This window comes from Bradyrhizobium sp. STM 3557, assembly GCF_045571465.1.
In the GTDB taxonomy this organism is placed as follows: domain Bacteria; phylum Pseudomonadota; class Alphaproteobacteria; order Rhizobiales; family Xanthobacteraceae; genus Bradyrhizobium.
This window is the reverse complement of record NZ_CP120697.1, coordinates 23,537-37,653: the sequence shown is the minus strand read 5'-3', so window position 1 is coordinate 37,653 and position 14,117 is coordinate 23,537. Positions and strand designations below refer to the sequence as shown.

Here is a 14,117-nt window from a genome sequence, read left to right as displayed (position 1 = left end):
CTGCGCTCGTCGCAATGACGAGCGTCGAAGAGCGCGCTTCACCAAATCACGCCGTCTTCTGAGCCTTGAGCCCGAGCCGCTGCTCGACGGCCTCGCGCATCAGGAATTTCTGGATCTTGCCCGTCACCGTCATGGGGAATTCGTCGACGAACTCGACATAGCGCGGGATCTTGTTGTGGGCGATCTGGCCCTGGCAGAAGGCGCGGATCTCGTCGGCCGTGAGCGTCTCGCCGCTTCTAACCCTGATCCAGGCGCAGAGCTCCTCGCCGTAGCGATCGTCGGCGACGCCGAAGATCTGCACGTCCTGAATTTTCGGGTGGCGGTACAGGAATTCCTCGATCTCCCTGGGATAGAGGTTCTCGCCGCCGCGGATAACCATGTCCTTGATGCGGCCGACGATGTTGCAATAGCCCTCCTCGTCGATCACAGCGAGATCGCCGGTGTGCATCCAGCCGTTGCGGTCGAGCACCTCGGCGGTCTTCTCGGCCTCGTTCCAATAGCCGAGCATCACGCTGTAGCCGCGCGTGCACAATTCGCCGCGTTCGCCCCGCGGCACCACCTTGCCTTCGAGATCGACGATCTTGACCTCGACATGCGGATGGATGCGCCCGACGGTGGAGACGCGCCGCTCCAAGGGATCGTCGACCGCGCTCTGGAAGCTGACCGGGCTCGTCTCGGTCATGCCGTAGGCGATCGTCACCTCGCGCATGTTCATGGCGCTATTGACGCGCTTCATCACCTCGATCGGGCAGGGCGCGCCGGCCATGATGCCAGTGCGCAGCGACGACAGGTCAAAGCGCGCGAAGTCGGGATGGTCGAGCTGGGCGATGAACATCGTCGGCACGCCGTAGAGCGTGGTGCACTTCTCGCGCTCGACCGTGGTCAGCGTCGCCAGGGGGTCGAAGCCTTCGCCGGGATAGACCATGGCGGAGCCGAGCGTCACCGCGGCGAGATTGCCCATCACCATGCCGAAGCAGTGATAGAGCGGCACCGGGATGCAGATGCGGTCCTGTTCGGTCAGGCGCATGGCGCGGCCGACGAAATAGCCGTTGTTGAGGATGTTGTGGTGGGTCAGCGTGACGCCCTTCGGCGAGCCGGTGGTGCCGCTGGTGAACTGGATGTTGACGGGATCGTCGAACTGCATCGCTTCCGCGAGGCTTGCGAGCTCGGCACGATGACGCTCGCCGCCCATCTCGGCGACGTCCGCGAACGGAATCGCGCCCGGTGCGGCCGGTCCGCCGATCTGGATCACCGCGCGCAGCTCGGGCAAACGCGCAGCGCGGAGCTGTCCTGCTTGCGAGGTCGCGAGCTCCGGCAGCAGGGTGTTCAGCATCTCCATGTAGTTGGAGGTCTTGAAGGCGGTGGCGGTGACGATCGCCGCGCAGCCGACCTTGCCAAGCGCGAATTCCAGCTCGCTCAGGCGATAGGCCGGGTTGATCGTCACCAGGATCAGCCCCGCCTTCGCGGCCGCGAACTGCGTCAGCGTCCACTCGGGCCGGTTCAGCGACCAGATGCCGATCCGCTCGCCGCGCTTGAGGCCGAGCGCGATGAAGCCGGCGGCCAGCGCGTCGACGCGATCGGCGAATTCGCGCCAGCTCCAGCGCACATCATGGCTCGGCGAGATCAGCGCCGGGCGCTCGCCCCAGCGCTCGCGCGCGCGATCGAGACTGCTGCCGATGGTCTCGCCGAGCAGCGGCACGTCGCTGACGCCGCACACATAGCTATACGTCTTGTCCACCACGTCCGGTCCCTCCCTGGCCATCCGAAGCCAGCGCGACGGCATTGTTTTGTTCTTGAGCCGCCGCGCCTGATGCTGTCGGATATCCTAGCCGGACGACAAAGCTGCCGCTAGGCCGCCTTTTGGCCGCCGGCCGCATCGAGGCCGGCATAGATGCCGCGCTCGAAGCCCGCGAACGCCTCGAGGCAGTGCCTGTCCGCGAACGGCAGCACTTGCATCAGGATCACGCCGGTAATATCGCGCGCCGGATCGATCCAGTAATAGGTATTGGCGAGCCCGGCCCAGGCGAGGCTGCCGGCGCTGCGACCCTCCGGCGTCGCCGCCATGTTGATCATGAAGCTCAGGCCCCATTTCTTGACGATATCGGGATAGAGATCGACGTCGTTGGTCACACTGGGAATCGCTGCGACCATCTTGGTCATTTCGAGCTCGCCAATATGGTTCTCGCACATCGTGGCGACCGTCTCGGGCCTCAGCACCTGATTGCCATTGCCGCGGCCCTTGTTCAGGATCATGTGCGTGAACTTGATGTAGTCGCCGGCGGTGCCGTAGAGGCCGCCCCCGCCCATGTGGAATTCCGGGTCCTGCTCCATCTCGAACGGCATCGGCGCCAGCGCGCCGTCCGCGCCGCGGGCGTGCATGCCGACGAGCCGCGCCCGCTGCGATGATCCGAGCCTGAAGCCGGTATCGGTCATGCCGAGCGGCGTAAACAGGTTCTGATGCAGATAGGTGTCGAGCTTCTGGCCGCTCACCGCTTCGATCGCCTTGCCAACGAAGTCGATGTTGACGCCGTATTCCCAGCGCGTGCCCGGATCCGAGGCGAGCGGTGTCTTCAATGCATCATTCTTGCAGGTGATGATCCCGGGCAGTCCGGCCTTCTCGACGTAGCGGACCATGTCGCCGTTCCACATGTCGTAGCAGAAGCCGGCCGTATGGGTCATCAGATGGCGCAGCGTGATCTCCGTCTTCGCGGGACGCAGGATGGGATTGCCGCCTGCATCGAAACCGTCCAGCACCTGCGGGGAATTCAGGTCCGGCAGCAACTTCCCGATCGGCCCGTCCAGCGACAGTCGGCCCTGCTCGACGAGCTGCATTGCGCCTGCGCAGGTGATCGCCTTGGTCATCGAGGCGATCCAGAACACGCTATCGAGGGTCATGGGTGTGCCTGTTCCAAGGTCGCGCTTGCCGAACGCGCCCTGGTAGATCGCCTCGCCGCCGGTCGCGGCGATTGCGACCACGCCGGGGATTTCGGCGGCGTCGGCCTTCTCTCGCAACAGCCGGTCGATCTCGGTCATGCTCTGCATGGGGTTACCTCCCGTTTTTTTGATAATAGTAGTGCGAGTGTCGTGCGGTCGCTTGCGCCCGACAAGGCAGGATTGTTGTCCATCCGGCGCCGTCGCGCGCTCGTGATGATGCAGATTTTCCAGGGAAAGCGCGTTACAGCGGGCTCGTTGGCCGGCGCTGCACCTTTTAACCATAAGAGAATCACGGTTAGGATGACCGCACCGTAGCAGCGTGCATGGAGGCTATGCTGGCCGCAGCGAAGCTTTGGTATTGTCGTTTGAAACGTTTTTTGCGTTAAGGCGTTCACCGATTTCGGCCGACAGGCCATATGCATTTCAGGCGGCACATGACCGCCGAAGGGGGCTGAATGATTTCCACCTGGAGCGAATGGAAGCGTTACCCGCGGCCAGGGCGGGGCGACAATATCGAGGCCCCGATCACGCCCGGCATCTACGAGGTCCGTGTCGCGGCCACAGGAGCGCTGCACGCGTTCGGCGCCGTCGACAATGTGGCGCAGGCGCTCGCTTTGCTTCCGGTCGGCCCGAAATCATGGTTCGGCCGGCGCGACCCTGCGACCCTTCCCGACCTCGAATATCGGACCTGCGCGACCTCGACCAAGGCCGATGCCAAGGCCGCGGCGGAACGCATGATCGGACGTCGCGAGACCTATCTCAGCGGCGCGGCCTGACATCGGCCGAGCGATACGGCAGACCCCGACCGGTGCTGCAGGCGCACGGTGCTGCGCCTTCGACGCACCGGTCAGTGAGCGGGCGGCGGACGAGGTCTGCGCGTTTGCGCGATGCATCAGCCGGGTTTCCTGCCTATATTCGGCGCGACTTCCGAAAATCTCGAGGAGATGCCGATGACTCCGACCGCTGCCGCACGTAGCTCGCAATCCGCAGGTTCGGGCCTGCGTGAGCGCCTGAAGGACCCGTCGCTGCTGCGCGAGCAGTGCTACATCGATGGCGCCTGGGTGGGCACGCCGGTTTTCGCGGTCAACAATCCCGCGACCGGCGCGGAGCTGGCCAAGGTGGCGCAGCTCGGCGCCGACGACACCACCAAGGCGGTCGAGGCGGCCCAGCGCGCCTTTCCGGCCTGGGCCAGGCTCACCGCGAAGCAGCGCTCCAACATCTTGCGCAAATGGTTCGAGCTGATCATCGCCAACCGCGAGGATCTGGCGCTGATCCTGACCTCGGAGCAGGGCAAGCCGCTCACAGAGGCGCTCGGCGAGGTCGATATCGGCGCCGCCTATGTCGAGTTCTTCGCCGAGGAAGCGCGCCGGGTCTATGGCGAGACCATTCCGACCCAGCGCGCGGATGCGCGCCTGCTCGCGATCAAGCAGCCGATCGGCGTCTGCGGCGCCATCACGCCGTGGAATTTCCCGAACTCGATGATCACCCGCAAGGTCTCGCCGGCGCTCGCCGCCGGCTGCACTGTGGTGCTGAAGCCGGCCAACGAGACCCCGCTCAGCGCGCTGGCGCTGGCGGCGCTCGCCGAGAAGGCCGGCATCCCTGCGGGCGTGTTCAACATCGTCACCGGCGATGCGCCGCCGATCGGCAAGGTCCTGTGCGAGCATCCGGCGGTGCGCTTCATCGGCTTCACTGGCTCGACTGCGGTCGGCAAGATCCTATACCAGCAGGCTTCCGTCGGCGTGAAGAAGCTCGGGCTCGAGCTCGGCGGCAATGCGCCCTTCATCGTGTTCGATGACGCGGACATCGATGCGGCGGTCGAAGGCGCGATGGTCTCGAAATATCGCAACATGGGCCAGACCTGCGTCTGCGCCAACCGCATCTACGCGCAGGACAAGATCTACGACGCCTTCGTCAAGAAGCTGTCGGAGAAGGTCGCGGCGATGAAGGTCGGCGACGGCACGGAAGCGGGCGTCACCCAGGGGCCGCTGATCAATTCGAAAGCCGTGGAAAAAGTCGAGCGCCACATCGCAGATGCGGTGAAGGGCGGCGCCAAGGTCGTCACCGGCGGCAAGCGTCATCAGCTCGGCCGCACCTTCTTCGAGCCGACCGTGCTCGCCGATGTCAAGGCGGATGCGCTGGTCGCGCGCGAGGAGACCTTCGGCCCGCTGGCGCCGGTGATCCGTTTCAAGGACGAGGCCGACGTGATCGCGATGTGCAACGCCTCGCCCTTTGGCCTTGCGTCCTACTTCTATGCGCGTGATCTCGGCCGGGTCTGGCGCGTCGCGGAAGCGCTGGAGTCCGGCATGGTCGGCGTCAACACCGGGCTCATCACCACAGAGGTGGCGCCGTTCGGCGGCGTCAAGGAGAGTGGCTTAGGGCGCGAAGGCTCGCATCACGGCATAGAAGAATATGTCGAGATCAAGTATGTGATGATGGCCGGCGTGTAGTGGCGGTAACCATATGCCGACACGTTAAGAACGAGTCGATCGCGCTGTAAGAATGGGTCGGCTGCCGACATTGCGAGGACACGACCCGTCGGCGCGCTGAGCGCCGACGGCGTTCAGCCGCTTCACGGCGCCGACATGGTTGTTCTCGTAGTGGCTCACGAGCACCTTCTCCGAAATGCCCGTGATGGATTTCGGATAGAATGGCCTTGACTTGGCCTGATATGGCATCGCCTTGGCTCCTGTCGGTTGATTGCCCTGCGCAAGGACGGGCGCGCTGGCCAGCAGGGCGGTCTAGGCCGCTGCTGCAACGAGATCTCGGCGTTCTTTAACGACTGTCATCGTGAATGCCCCCGCGCCTTGAAGTCTGCTCAGTCCGCCCCGCCACTTGTCTGCCTGCCGGTTCGGCTTCTTCGGGCGGTTTGATGTGACGGAACGACAGAAGCAGGGCGATATCATAGGCGATCTTCAGAGCACCGCAGATGACAAGGGGGGAGCCCCGAAAATGCGGTGCCGAGCATTGCGCCAGCCAGACTAGGACTGATGGAAGAGGCAAGGCTGCGCGGGACGGCTGTCACGCTGGCGGCGGCCGGGCGCTCCTCGGGAGTAACAACCGCCATCACATAGGAGGTGCGTGTCGGCACATCCATCTGCGAAAGCGCTGCCCGGATCGAGAGCAAGACCAGTACAGCCGTCAGGTTCGCAGTGAGAGTAGCCGCGATCAGGCAGATGCTTGATGGGATATGCGTGAACACCATTGTGTTGATCAGCCCGAACCGCTGCGACAGCCTTGCGGCCAGCGGATAGGAAAAGGCGGAAAGCGTGTTGGACCAGAAAAAGAAGAGGCTCGCGCTCGACAGCGAGAGGTCGAAGCGCTCGAACAGCCACAGAGCGACCAGCGATTGGACAGCAAAGCCTCCCGCAAATGCATCTACACTGAAGAGAGCCGCAAGCCGGTAGACAATGCGTCGGGACGGGCCAAGCACTGAAGCTTTCGGTCCTGCGTCTGTTGCGGGTGGCGATATCGGCAATAGTCGATAGAGCGCAGCGCCGATGAGGCCAAGGGCGGTATAGACGAAGAACATGGACTTCAGGGCAGCGAGTCTCGGCACGTCAAACGAAACAAGAAGGTCAGGCGCCGTGGCCACCAAAGCGCCCGTCGCGGCCGAGAGCCCGCCAATCAGGCTGTAGCGGGCAAAGACCTGCGTCCGTTTCTGGTCGCTCGCATCGCGCGACAGCAGCGTGTGCTCGAGCGGCACAAAGATTCCGATGTCTCCTGGCGAGGGATTGATTGTGCCAACAAAGGCCAGAACGAGGACGAACGGAAACGCCTCCGCGAACGGAAACGCCAGACCGGTCAGCATCATCGTGAGCGCGCTGAGCAGCAAGAGCGTGCGCAGGTCGCGATGACCTCCCAGCCAACCAACGCCCAACGTGAGGATCGCGGTCCCCAGCAGGGCGGCGGTGGCAACCACGCCGATCTGGAAGGGGGAGTAGTTCAGCTCGACGAGGTAGGCCGGCAGAAGGATCGTGGCAAAACCGTCACCGAGCCCGCGCGCGGCGCGAGCTCCGAACAGCAGCGCAATTGCTGAGTGCGGTTTCAGCGGCGGTTCCACGTCCTGGATGGTGTCTGGCCGAGTGCTCATCTGCCCAGCGCCTCCAACGTCTTAGTCGTTGGCAGCCAGGCAATCGCGCATGCGCTGCGTGAAGGCTGAGCAGATCCCTCCGCGGAAACGGCGGCGCGTAAAGATGTCGAGGGAATGAGCTCAACGGCAGACATGCAGCGTCCTCGTTGGAAAACCGGACGCGATTCTTGGGCATGTCGCCTCGTGGGGAGATCGCTTCCCCGTTTGGGAGAGGTCAGGCGCGACGCCCGTATTTGTCAAGGCGCCATCCACGATCCGCCGGTGCCTCGTTCAATTGCTGGCGGCTACCGTGTAGTCCGCGAAATACATGTGGCTGTCGGCCTTCGACCAGAGCCCGATCCGGCCCGAGACCGGTTGTGCCAGCGTGTGCTCCAGATAGAGCTTGCCATCGAGATAGCCTTCCACCTTGGTCCCGTTGACGCGGATCTTAAGGTCATGCCACTCCCGCGTGGCGGTCGGCGTATTGCGGACCCACTTGACCGACGAGCGCTTGCCGTTCTCGAACTTCCACAGCACGATGTTATTCTCCAGACAGTTCGCGCGGACTGTCAGGTAGTCCCCGCTTGGCTTGAGGTTGAATAGAATGCCGGCGCCCTGGTCGATGCGGCCGGATAGACCTTCAAAGCGCACCGAAATCTCGCCATCGCTGAAATTATCAATCATCGGCGCAACCACGTACGGGTAGTAGGCGTATGCCTGGACGCGGTCGAGAAACTCTGCGTAGCGCTCCCCGTAGAGCGCGCGCGCTTTGTCGGCGATGCCTGCCGACGATTGTCCTTCTTTCCACTGGCGGCCATCGACCGTGAGAACCTTCTTGCCGCGGTCCTCCTCGATTCTCCAAAAGCCCACCACTGGCACCAGCGACTTTGGCTCCCCGCCGGTGGTTTCATTCGAGAAGTCGATCTTGATGGGCTCTGCGGCCAAGCTGGGCAACGCCAGCGCCGCAAAACCGATCGCCGCGAGAATGACTACTCTGAATCTCTTGCTGGCATGCATGGCTTAACTCCTTGGTGAAAGAGAGAGCCTCTGTCTGAAGGGAGCCGGCGAATATGTCGCCAGGCGAGCACGATCAGGAGCGGTAGTCCGCCGAAGAACCACAGCAGCGTCGGATCAGCGCTGGCGACCAAGGGATAACCGATGTACTCGTCGCCGACGACAGGCTCCGGCGGCTGCGTGCCCGCAAGCGCATATAGCAGCGGCAGTATCTCCCGAGGGCTGGTTGAGCGGCTTACGTCGGTTCGATCGCCGTAGACATATTCGATCTGGCCATAGGCGTCCGCTTGATTGGCAATGTTCGGCCGCTCGCTCGCGAGGATGACGGTGACGTCAGGCATGACCCGCTCGAGCTTCGCGAGAACGTTCCGCCGAAGGTCGATGTAACGCGGGTCTTCGGCAGCGAGATTGACCCTAACGACCAAGGGGCGTCGAAGCGTTGCGAGCAGCCGTTCATCTGCGCGCGAAAAGGAGTTACGACGATCCTCACTGAGATCCACGGACGTCCTGATCTGCGCCGCGACGGCGAGCACAACGGCAATCACAAGGACACAAGAGCCGGAGCGGGCGATTTTCGTCCGCACCGTCGTAGCAGGAGGGAGCCAAACAGCTGTTAGCGCAGCAAGTCCGCCAATGACAGCGGCGATGCCGAGCACCAGGCCGGCCGAGAGAAGCCCCTGCTCGAACGGACGCAGCGCCTGGGTCAGCGACAGTTGCGCAAGCCAGGCCGACAGGCCTGAGCGGCCCGCGAGCGTGAAATCCAGCAGCCATGATCCGATCGTGACAGCGAGCGCGATAATCGCAGCAGTGGCCGAATTGTCGGAGATGCCTGCGGTGAACAGCCCAATGGCGCCCACTAGAACACCGTAGAGCAAATGACCGAACAGAAGGTTTAACGTCTCTGCCGCAGCCAGATGGCCGCCCAATATGGCCCACGCGGCCAACGTGGAAAGCGCAGGAATGCTCACCATGAGCCACCCTGTCAGCACAGCGCAGAACTTTGCGGCGAGCAGCATCGAAGGCCGGTAAGGCAATTGGATCAGCAGGCGCAATGCGCCACTTTCCTTCTCCTGGCCCAGCACCCGGATCGCCACGAAAGGAAACAACAGCGTTACCGCAACATAGAAAGCGCCGAATGTCGGAACCAGGATTCCATCGAGCGGAGACAGGCTCCTCGCCAGGACCGGCGACTGGAGGGCCGCGGCGCTTGACTCGCTGTAGAGCGAGACTGCCTGGACGAAGCTGTAACCAACGAGCGGACAGACCAGCAGCAACATGGTCCAAAGCGCTCGCCCGGCCGTAATCTCGCGAAACTCCTTTGCGAGCAGCGGAACGAACGGTGCGGTCGACCGTGCATATGCCTCACGTGAGCGCAAGGAAGATGTCCTCCAGCGAGCCGCTCGGCAGTCCAGTCAGCGCACGGAGGTCCACAAGTCCTCCAGACCCACGCACTTGGCCTGCCGAGAGCAGGACGAAGCGGTCACAGACTCGCTCAGCATCCGGCAACTGATGAATTGAGAGGATCAGCGTGCGTCCGCTCGCCGTCTGACGACGCAATAGGTCCATGACATCGCGCGTTTGCCGCAAGTCGAATCCATCAAACGGCTCGTCCATCAACAACAGGTCGTGCGGCGCGAGCAGTCCGATAGTCAGCATCAGGCGCCGGGCATAGCCTTTTCACAGCGCGTGCACGCGCTGTCGAAGCACCGGCTGCAATCCGAGGGCTTCGACGGTCCACGTAATATCGGCGTCCGAGCGACGAAAGACTCTGCCGACAAATGACACAACCTGCGCTGCCGACTGGTCTTGGTAGGGGCGGACGCCGTCAGGGAGGTAGAACAACACGGTGCGCCGACGGCTTGCGTGCAACGGCTCGCCCCGCCAAAAGACGTCGCCTGAGTTCACCGGTAGCAGTCCAGCAACGGCTTCCAGCAGCGTCGTCTTGCCGGCGCCGTTTGGGCCGATGATGCCAAGGATTTCGCCTGCGACAGCAGAGAATGTCACACCGTCGATAGCGGCGCCGCCGCTTCCATAGCGCTTGGTCAGGCCTCTTACGCTCAGCAAGGGTTCTGAACGATCTGGCGAAGACCTGTCGCTGACGGTTGACATGCTGCGTCCTTCTCGGAAATCCGGACGCGATGCTTGGGCATGTCGCCTCGTGGGGAGATCGCCATCCCCAGGCCCTCGACTTTGCCAAAGCGGCACTGCTTGTCAATCAGGAACCAGCAAGAAGCGAGATTTGCGGACTTGGTGGCCTGTTCACTTCAGGTTGATCAAGTTCCCCATTCACAGCTCTCCAGCCCGCTACACAGATTGTGTCGCAAGGGCCGGATCGTGCGGCGAGTAGTGCCGCATTCGACCGCCGCGTTCACCACCAGGTTTGGCATGTGACGCGATGGCACGAGGCCTGCGTCAACAGGAGACCACGTATCCCGCTTTGCTGGTCGTTTCCTTGCAACGTCCCGTACGTCCAGGCGTTCGGCCCGCATATGGTTGCCCTGCATCGAAGCACCGCCAAATCCGATCTGCCGGGGCATGCGCATCACTGCGCTTCGGAGCCAATCAACCCAAGGGGAGAGCTGGATCCAATATTCCTGCTGTGGACAAGAAGGAGGACGAGCGATGGATGCCGCGGGCAAACAGCAGAAGATCCCAGGTTACGATTACGGAACTGATGAGGTCGCCAAGTCGCCGATCTCTCTCGCCGAATGGGAGGAACTGAAGAAGTCGGCGCTGTTTTCAGAGGAGGACGTGGTTTATCTCCGCATGTCGGAGCACATCCTCGCCGACCAGGTGGAAGACCTGCTGAAAGTCTGGCGTGGTGTCATCTTCGATCACCCTCACCTTCGTGCCTATGATGAAGATCCAAACACGCACGAAGTGGACACGGAATACGCAAAGGCGGTCGCAAAGCGGTTTGGCAAATGGGTCACCGACACGGCGCGAGCCAAATACGATCAAGCCTGGCTCGACTATCAGTACGAGATCGGACTGAGGCATCATCGCTCCAAGAAGAACAAGACGGACCACGGACACACACTGGGCCACATTCGCGCGCGCGACCTGCTGGCGTTTTGCGCGACGATCGTCGTGCCGATGAGGCCGTTTCTGGCCAAGAACGGTCATCCCCCGACATCGTCAACCGAATGTACGATGCCTGGTGGAAATCGATGATCCTTCAGGCAACCCTCTGGGTGCAGCCTTACATCCGCGAAGGCGACTTCTGAGGCGTGCCTGTTAGTTCATTTGCGAACGAGAGTTGTCCGCAATTCAGGAGCAGGAAGGAGCGAACCATGGATGACAGAGCGCTGCCGAGAAATTTGGTCACAGCTGGCTCTACGCCGGTCGAACGCATGTATTTTGCCTGGAATGATGCGCTGTCGCACAATGATGCGGATGGCCTGCTTGCACTCTATGCTGAAGATGCCTGGTTCGAGAGCCCGCTCGTGCCGCACCTGCTGGGCATCGACCGGGGATACTTACGCGGGCACAAAGAAATGCGGCCGCTGTTCGACCTGCTTGCGGTCAGGAAGCCTCCGGTGCGCCAGTACTATCGAACCGGTTATCTCACAGACGGCAAGCGGCTGATGTGGGAGTATCCGCGCGATGCCGGCAAGGGTGAACAGATGGACTTTGTGGAGGCGATGGATCTCAACGACGATGGTCTGATCCAGCGGCACTGCGTCTATTGGGGCTGGTTCGGTTTTCGCGTGCTTCAGCGCAACGAATATCATCGCGGCCATGGCGAATGATGCTCCGCGGCTCGCCGCAAAAGCGCTCGACGTGCAAACCTGAACCACAGGCCTCAAAACAAGCACCCCGCCGGTTACTGACGTAGTAACCTGGCGGGGCTTGTGAACGACACGTTTGGTCCGCTTATCCGCAGCTTTCGCTCTGGCTTCGCCATTCCCGTCGGCCGCTCACCGACTTGCTAACGGATGACTTCGACGACCGTTCCGAGCGGAGGTCAATTTTAATCTTTTGGTGACCGCGCCGGGAACTCCAATCCGCTGGGGTCGCGCGTTCATGATTTGACTATTCCCCCTTGCCGCAGCCGCGGAACGCTGGGGCCGGCGGATGCGTTGCAAGAACCGATGGCTCGTAATGCTGCGCCAGGGTCAAAAGGAGGCAGCGATGATCGACAGTGCAGCTCTCGCAGAGCGAGCGAGTGAACTGAGAGATTGGGCGGACAAGGAAACGGATAAGACGATCCGCCGCCGGCTGATCAGCATGGCTGATCATTACGAGCATCTCGCGGAAAGCCAAAACTGGTCGAAAGCACATCCTGCAGATGTCTCGGAGTTGGGCGATCTGTTGAGCAACGTGAACAGGGGCGTCTCGAACGACGAATGAAAGGGCGCGCCGAAATCGTGCCTGCGGCTGCTGAATCGGGGCGGATCAAGGCGTGATTTGCAGCGTCTCGTGAACGGCAGTCTTGGTATTCACGGTTGGCATACCGTCTCACTGGAAACCGCCGCCGGCTACATGCAAAATGTTGCCAACCAATCCGGCCGCGAACCCGTGATGAGCGAGCTGCATCCGCGGCATGGTCTCCCACCGGCCCGTCTCCGGATCATAGCTTTGAACAGCCCAGAAGGCCTTCGCGCCTTCCCAATCCTGATATTCACCTCCCGCGACGATATCGCGGTCGGTGATCATGCCGACGAGCCGGTCGCCGTCACTCACAGGCAATACGCCGCAATCGCATGCCTTCATCAGCTTTGCTGCGTCCTGGATCGTATCGTTGGGATTTACGAGTTTGGCATCGCGTGTCATCACATCGCTGATCTTTTTCATGGTGACCTCCTCTGCCAGTTCCCTGAGGCAAGTGCGGGCCCTTGTCGCTGCTCGGTCTCAACGGACGTGGCAGTCGCGCGTTCCAAAGGCAGGTGGGGTTCTGACTTCACGCCCACCGCAATGATCGTAAGCGTCTCTGAAGCCCGTTCTGAAAACTGGTTGCCGGCAAGGCCGGGCCGAGATTGCTTCGACTGTTACGGGTCCGAATTGGATCGTGCCAGAATGTCGCGCGGATGCGCCTCGACGATGTCGAAGCGACATACGGGATGGCGCGAGCAAAACGAGGCGCGCGACCAGCTCAAACCGCCAATTCCAGTTCCTTGCCCGTCACTCGCCGGTACGCCTCCAGATAGCGCTTGCTGGTGGCCTCGACCACGCTCTGCGGCAGAGGCGGGGGCGGCGCATCGCCGTTCCAGCGGCCGGCCTTGCGCTCGACATCGAGATAGTCGCGCAAGGGTTGCTTATCGAAGCTCGGCTGCGGCTGGCCGGGCTTGTAAGCGTCGACCGCCCAGAAGCGCGATGAGTCCGGCGTCATCACCTCATCGATCAGGATGATGCGGCCATCCCTATCGCGACCGAACTCGAATTTGGTGTCGGCGATGATGATGCCCCTCGCGCGGGCGAGTGTCTCTCCGAGCGTATAGACCGCGCGCGTCATGCTCTCGAGCTGATGGGCGACATCGTCGCCGACCACCTCGCGCATGCGTGCAATCGTGATGTTCTCGTCATGGCCGCTCTCGGCCTTGGTCGCCGGGCTGAAGATCGCGGGCTCCAGCTTCTCGCTCTCGACCAGGCCTGCCGGCAGCTTCTCACCGGCCAGGGTGCCTTCGGCCGCATATTCCTTCCAGGCCGAGCCGGAGAGATAGCCGCGGATCACGCACTCGATCGGAAATACGGTGGTGCGCCTGCACAGCATGGCGCGCCCCAGGATCTCGCTGCGATGCGCCTTCAGCGCCGGCACCTCGGCGATGATGACGTCAGCATCGGCCGAGATCATGTGATGCGGCACCACGCCTTCGAGCTCGTTGAACCAGTAGGCCGAGATCTGCGTCAGTACCGCGCCTTTCATCGGGATGGTCTCGGCCATCACCACATCGAAGGCGGAGATGCGGTCGGTGGTGAGTAGCAGCACGCGGTCCTCGCCGACGGCATAGATGTCGCGGACCTTGCCCTTTCCGATGCGGGGAAGCGGCAGATTGCTGGCGAGGAGCGTGGTCATGGGCGGGCTTTCAAATCTTGGAAGAGCGGCCACGGCCAGGATTTCGCCTCACCTCTACCCATCGGGGAGAGCCGGACCGTCCGA

General features: G+C 62.4%; 13 protein-coding genes and 1 pseudogene. 5 read left to right on the top strand and 9 right to left on the bottom strand.

What is annotated here, in order from left to right; translation table 11 throughout:
* Window positions 1-46: 46 nt before the first annotated feature.
* Window positions 47-1,741, bottom strand: a complete 1,695-nt coding sequence (locus P6U24_RS00155) for an AMP-binding protein (protein ID WP_407157212.1) — start codon at window positions 1,739-1,741, stop codon at window positions 47-49.
* Between the two features lie 107 nt (window positions 1,742-1,848).
* Window positions 1,849-3,042: a serine hydrolase domain-containing protein gene (locus P6U24_RS00150; RefSeq protein WP_407157211.1), complete on the bottom strand. Its 1,194-nt coding sequence runs from the start codon at window positions 3,040-3,042 to the stop codon at window positions 1,849-1,851.
* A 347-nt stretch (window positions 3,043-3,389) separates the two neighbouring features.
* Between P6U24_RS00150 and P6U24_RS00145 the strand changes: the two genes are divergently transcribed.
* Window positions 3,390-3,710 (top strand): hypothetical protein, encoded by a 321-nt coding sequence (locus P6U24_RS00145; RefSeq protein WP_407157210.1) that lies wholly within the window; start codon window positions 3,390-3,392, stop codon window positions 3,708-3,710.
* A 174-nt stretch (window positions 3,711-3,884) separates the two neighbouring features.
* Window positions 3,885-5,381: an NAD-dependent succinate-semialdehyde dehydrogenase gene (locus P6U24_RS00140; protein WP_407157209.1), complete on the top strand. Its 1,497-nt coding sequence runs from the start codon at window positions 3,885-3,887 to the stop codon at window positions 5,379-5,381.
* A gap of 406 nt (window positions 5,382-5,787) precedes the next feature.
* Here the strand turns inward: P6U24_RS00140 and P6U24_RS00135 are convergent.
* The 5 genes and pseudogenes from P6U24_RS00135 to P6U24_RS00115 form a co-directional block, all read right to left on the bottom strand.
* Window positions 5,788-7,024: pseudogene (locus P6U24_RS00135) on the bottom strand (MFS transporter); the annotation flags it as partial.
* 270 nt (window positions 7,025-7,294) lie between these two features.
* Window positions 7,295-8,020, bottom strand: coding sequence for a hypothetical protein (locus P6U24_RS00130; protein WP_407157208.1), 726 nt, complete (start codon window positions 8,018-8,020; stop codon window positions 7,295-7,297).
* The gene (locus P6U24_RS00125) at window positions 7,993-9,294 is read right to left on the bottom strand and encodes an ABC transporter permease subunit (RefSeq protein ID WP_407157207.1); all 1,302 of its coding nucleotides are present in this window, start codon (window positions 9,292-9,294) and stop codon (window positions 7,993-7,995) included. Before P6U24_RS00125 ends, P6U24_RS00130 begins: the two co-directional genes overlap by 28 nt.
* Before the next feature lie 85 nt (window positions 9,295-9,379).
* Window positions 9,380-9,634: a hypothetical protein gene (locus tag P6U24_RS00120; protein WP_407157206.1), complete on the bottom strand. Its 255-nt coding sequence runs from the start codon at window positions 9,632-9,634 to the stop codon at window positions 9,380-9,382.
* 60 nt (window positions 9,635-9,694) lie between these two features.
* Window positions 9,695-10,126: an ATP-binding cassette domain-containing protein gene (locus P6U24_RS00115; protein ID WP_407157205.1), complete on the bottom strand. Its 432-nt coding sequence runs from the start codon at window positions 10,124-10,126 to the stop codon at window positions 9,695-9,697.
* A 513-nt stretch (window positions 10,127-10,639) separates the two neighbouring features.
* On the opposite strand from P6U24_RS00115, the gene P6U24_RS00110 reads away from it, so the two are divergent.
* The 3 genes from P6U24_RS00110 (at window position 10,640) to P6U24_RS00100 (ending at window position 12,370) form a co-directional block, all read left to right on the top strand.
* Window positions 10,640-11,191 (top strand): protoglobin domain-containing protein, encoded by a 552-nt coding sequence (locus P6U24_RS00110; protein ID WP_407157204.1) that lies wholly within the window; start codon window positions 10,640-10,642, stop codon window positions 11,189-11,191.
* A gap of 119 nt (window positions 11,192-11,310) precedes the next feature.
* Complete coding sequence (locus tag P6U24_RS00105) at window positions 11,311-11,769, top strand: nuclear transport factor 2 family protein (RefSeq protein ID WP_407157203.1); 459 nt, start codon at window positions 11,311-11,313, stop codon at window positions 11,767-11,769.
* 382 nt (window positions 11,770-12,151) lie between these two features.
* Window positions 12,152-12,370: a hypothetical protein gene (locus P6U24_RS00100; RefSeq protein WP_407157202.1), complete on the top strand. Its 219-nt coding sequence runs from the start codon at window positions 12,152-12,154 to the stop codon at window positions 12,368-12,370.
* A 108-nt stretch (window positions 12,371-12,478) separates the two neighbouring features.
* Here P6U24_RS00100 and P6U24_RS00095 read toward each other — a convergent pair whose 3' ends face one another.
* Both P6U24_RS00095 and P6U24_RS00090 read right to left on the bottom strand, forming a co-directional pair.
* On the bottom strand, window positions 12,479-12,814 hold the full coding sequence (locus tag P6U24_RS00095; RefSeq protein ID WP_407157201.1) for a CBS domain-containing protein: 336 nt from the start codon (window positions 12,812-12,814) through the stop codon (window positions 12,479-12,481).
* 298 nt (window positions 12,815-13,112) lie between these two features.
* Window positions 13,113-14,033, bottom strand: coding sequence for a phosphoribosylaminoimidazolesuccinocarboxamide synthase (locus P6U24_RS00090; protein WP_407157200.1), 921 nt, complete (start codon window positions 14,031-14,033; stop codon window positions 13,113-13,115).
* Window positions 14,034-14,117 lie beyond the last annotated feature (84 nt).

What these genes read in the sequence shown, in the direction of transcription:
- P6U24_RS00100 (WP_407157202.1), top strand. Translation starts at nt 12,152, where the DNA reads ATGATCGACAGTGCAGCTCTCGCAGAGCGAGCGAGTGAACTGAGAGAT.
- P6U24_RS00095 (WP_407157201.1), bottom strand. Translation starts at nt 12,814, where the DNA reads ATGAAAAAGATCAGCGATGTGATGACACGCGATGCCAAACTCGTAAAT.
- P6U24_RS00145 (WP_407157210.1), top strand. Translation starts at nt 3,390, where the DNA reads ATGATTTCCACCTGGAGCGAATGGAAGCGTTACCCGCGGCCAGGGCGG.
- P6U24_RS00110 (WP_407157204.1), top strand. Translation starts at nt 10,640, where the DNA reads ATGGATGCCGCGGGCAAACAGCAGAAGATCCCAGGTTACGATTACGGA.
- P6U24_RS00090 (WP_407157200.1), bottom strand. Translation starts at nt 14,033, where the DNA reads ATGACCACGCTCCTCGCCAGCAATCTGCCGCTTCCCCGCATCGGAAAG.
- P6U24_RS00150 (WP_407157211.1), bottom strand. Translation starts at nt 3,042, where the DNA reads ATGCAGAGCATGACCGAGATCGACCGGCTGTTGCGAGAGAAGGCCGAC.
- P6U24_RS00140 (WP_407157209.1), top strand. Translation starts at nt 3,885, where the DNA reads ATGACTCCGACCGCTGCCGCACGTAGCTCGCAATCCGCAGGTTCGGGC.
- P6U24_RS00130 (WP_407157208.1), bottom strand. Translation starts at nt 8,020, where the DNA reads ATGCATGCCAGCAAGAGATTCAGAGTAGTCATTCTCGCGGCGATCGGT.
- P6U24_RS00105 (WP_407157203.1), top strand. Translation starts at nt 11,311, where the DNA reads ATGGATGACAGAGCGCTGCCGAGAAATTTGGTCACAGCTGGCTCTACG.
- P6U24_RS00115 (WP_407157205.1), bottom strand. Translation starts at nt 10,126, where the DNA reads ATGTCAACCGTCAGCGACAGGTCTTCGCCAGATCGTTCAGAACCCTTG.
- P6U24_RS00125 (WP_407157207.1), bottom strand. Translation starts at nt 9,294, where the DNA reads ATGTTGCTGCTGGTCTGTCCGCTCGTTGGTTACAGCTTCGTCCAGGCA.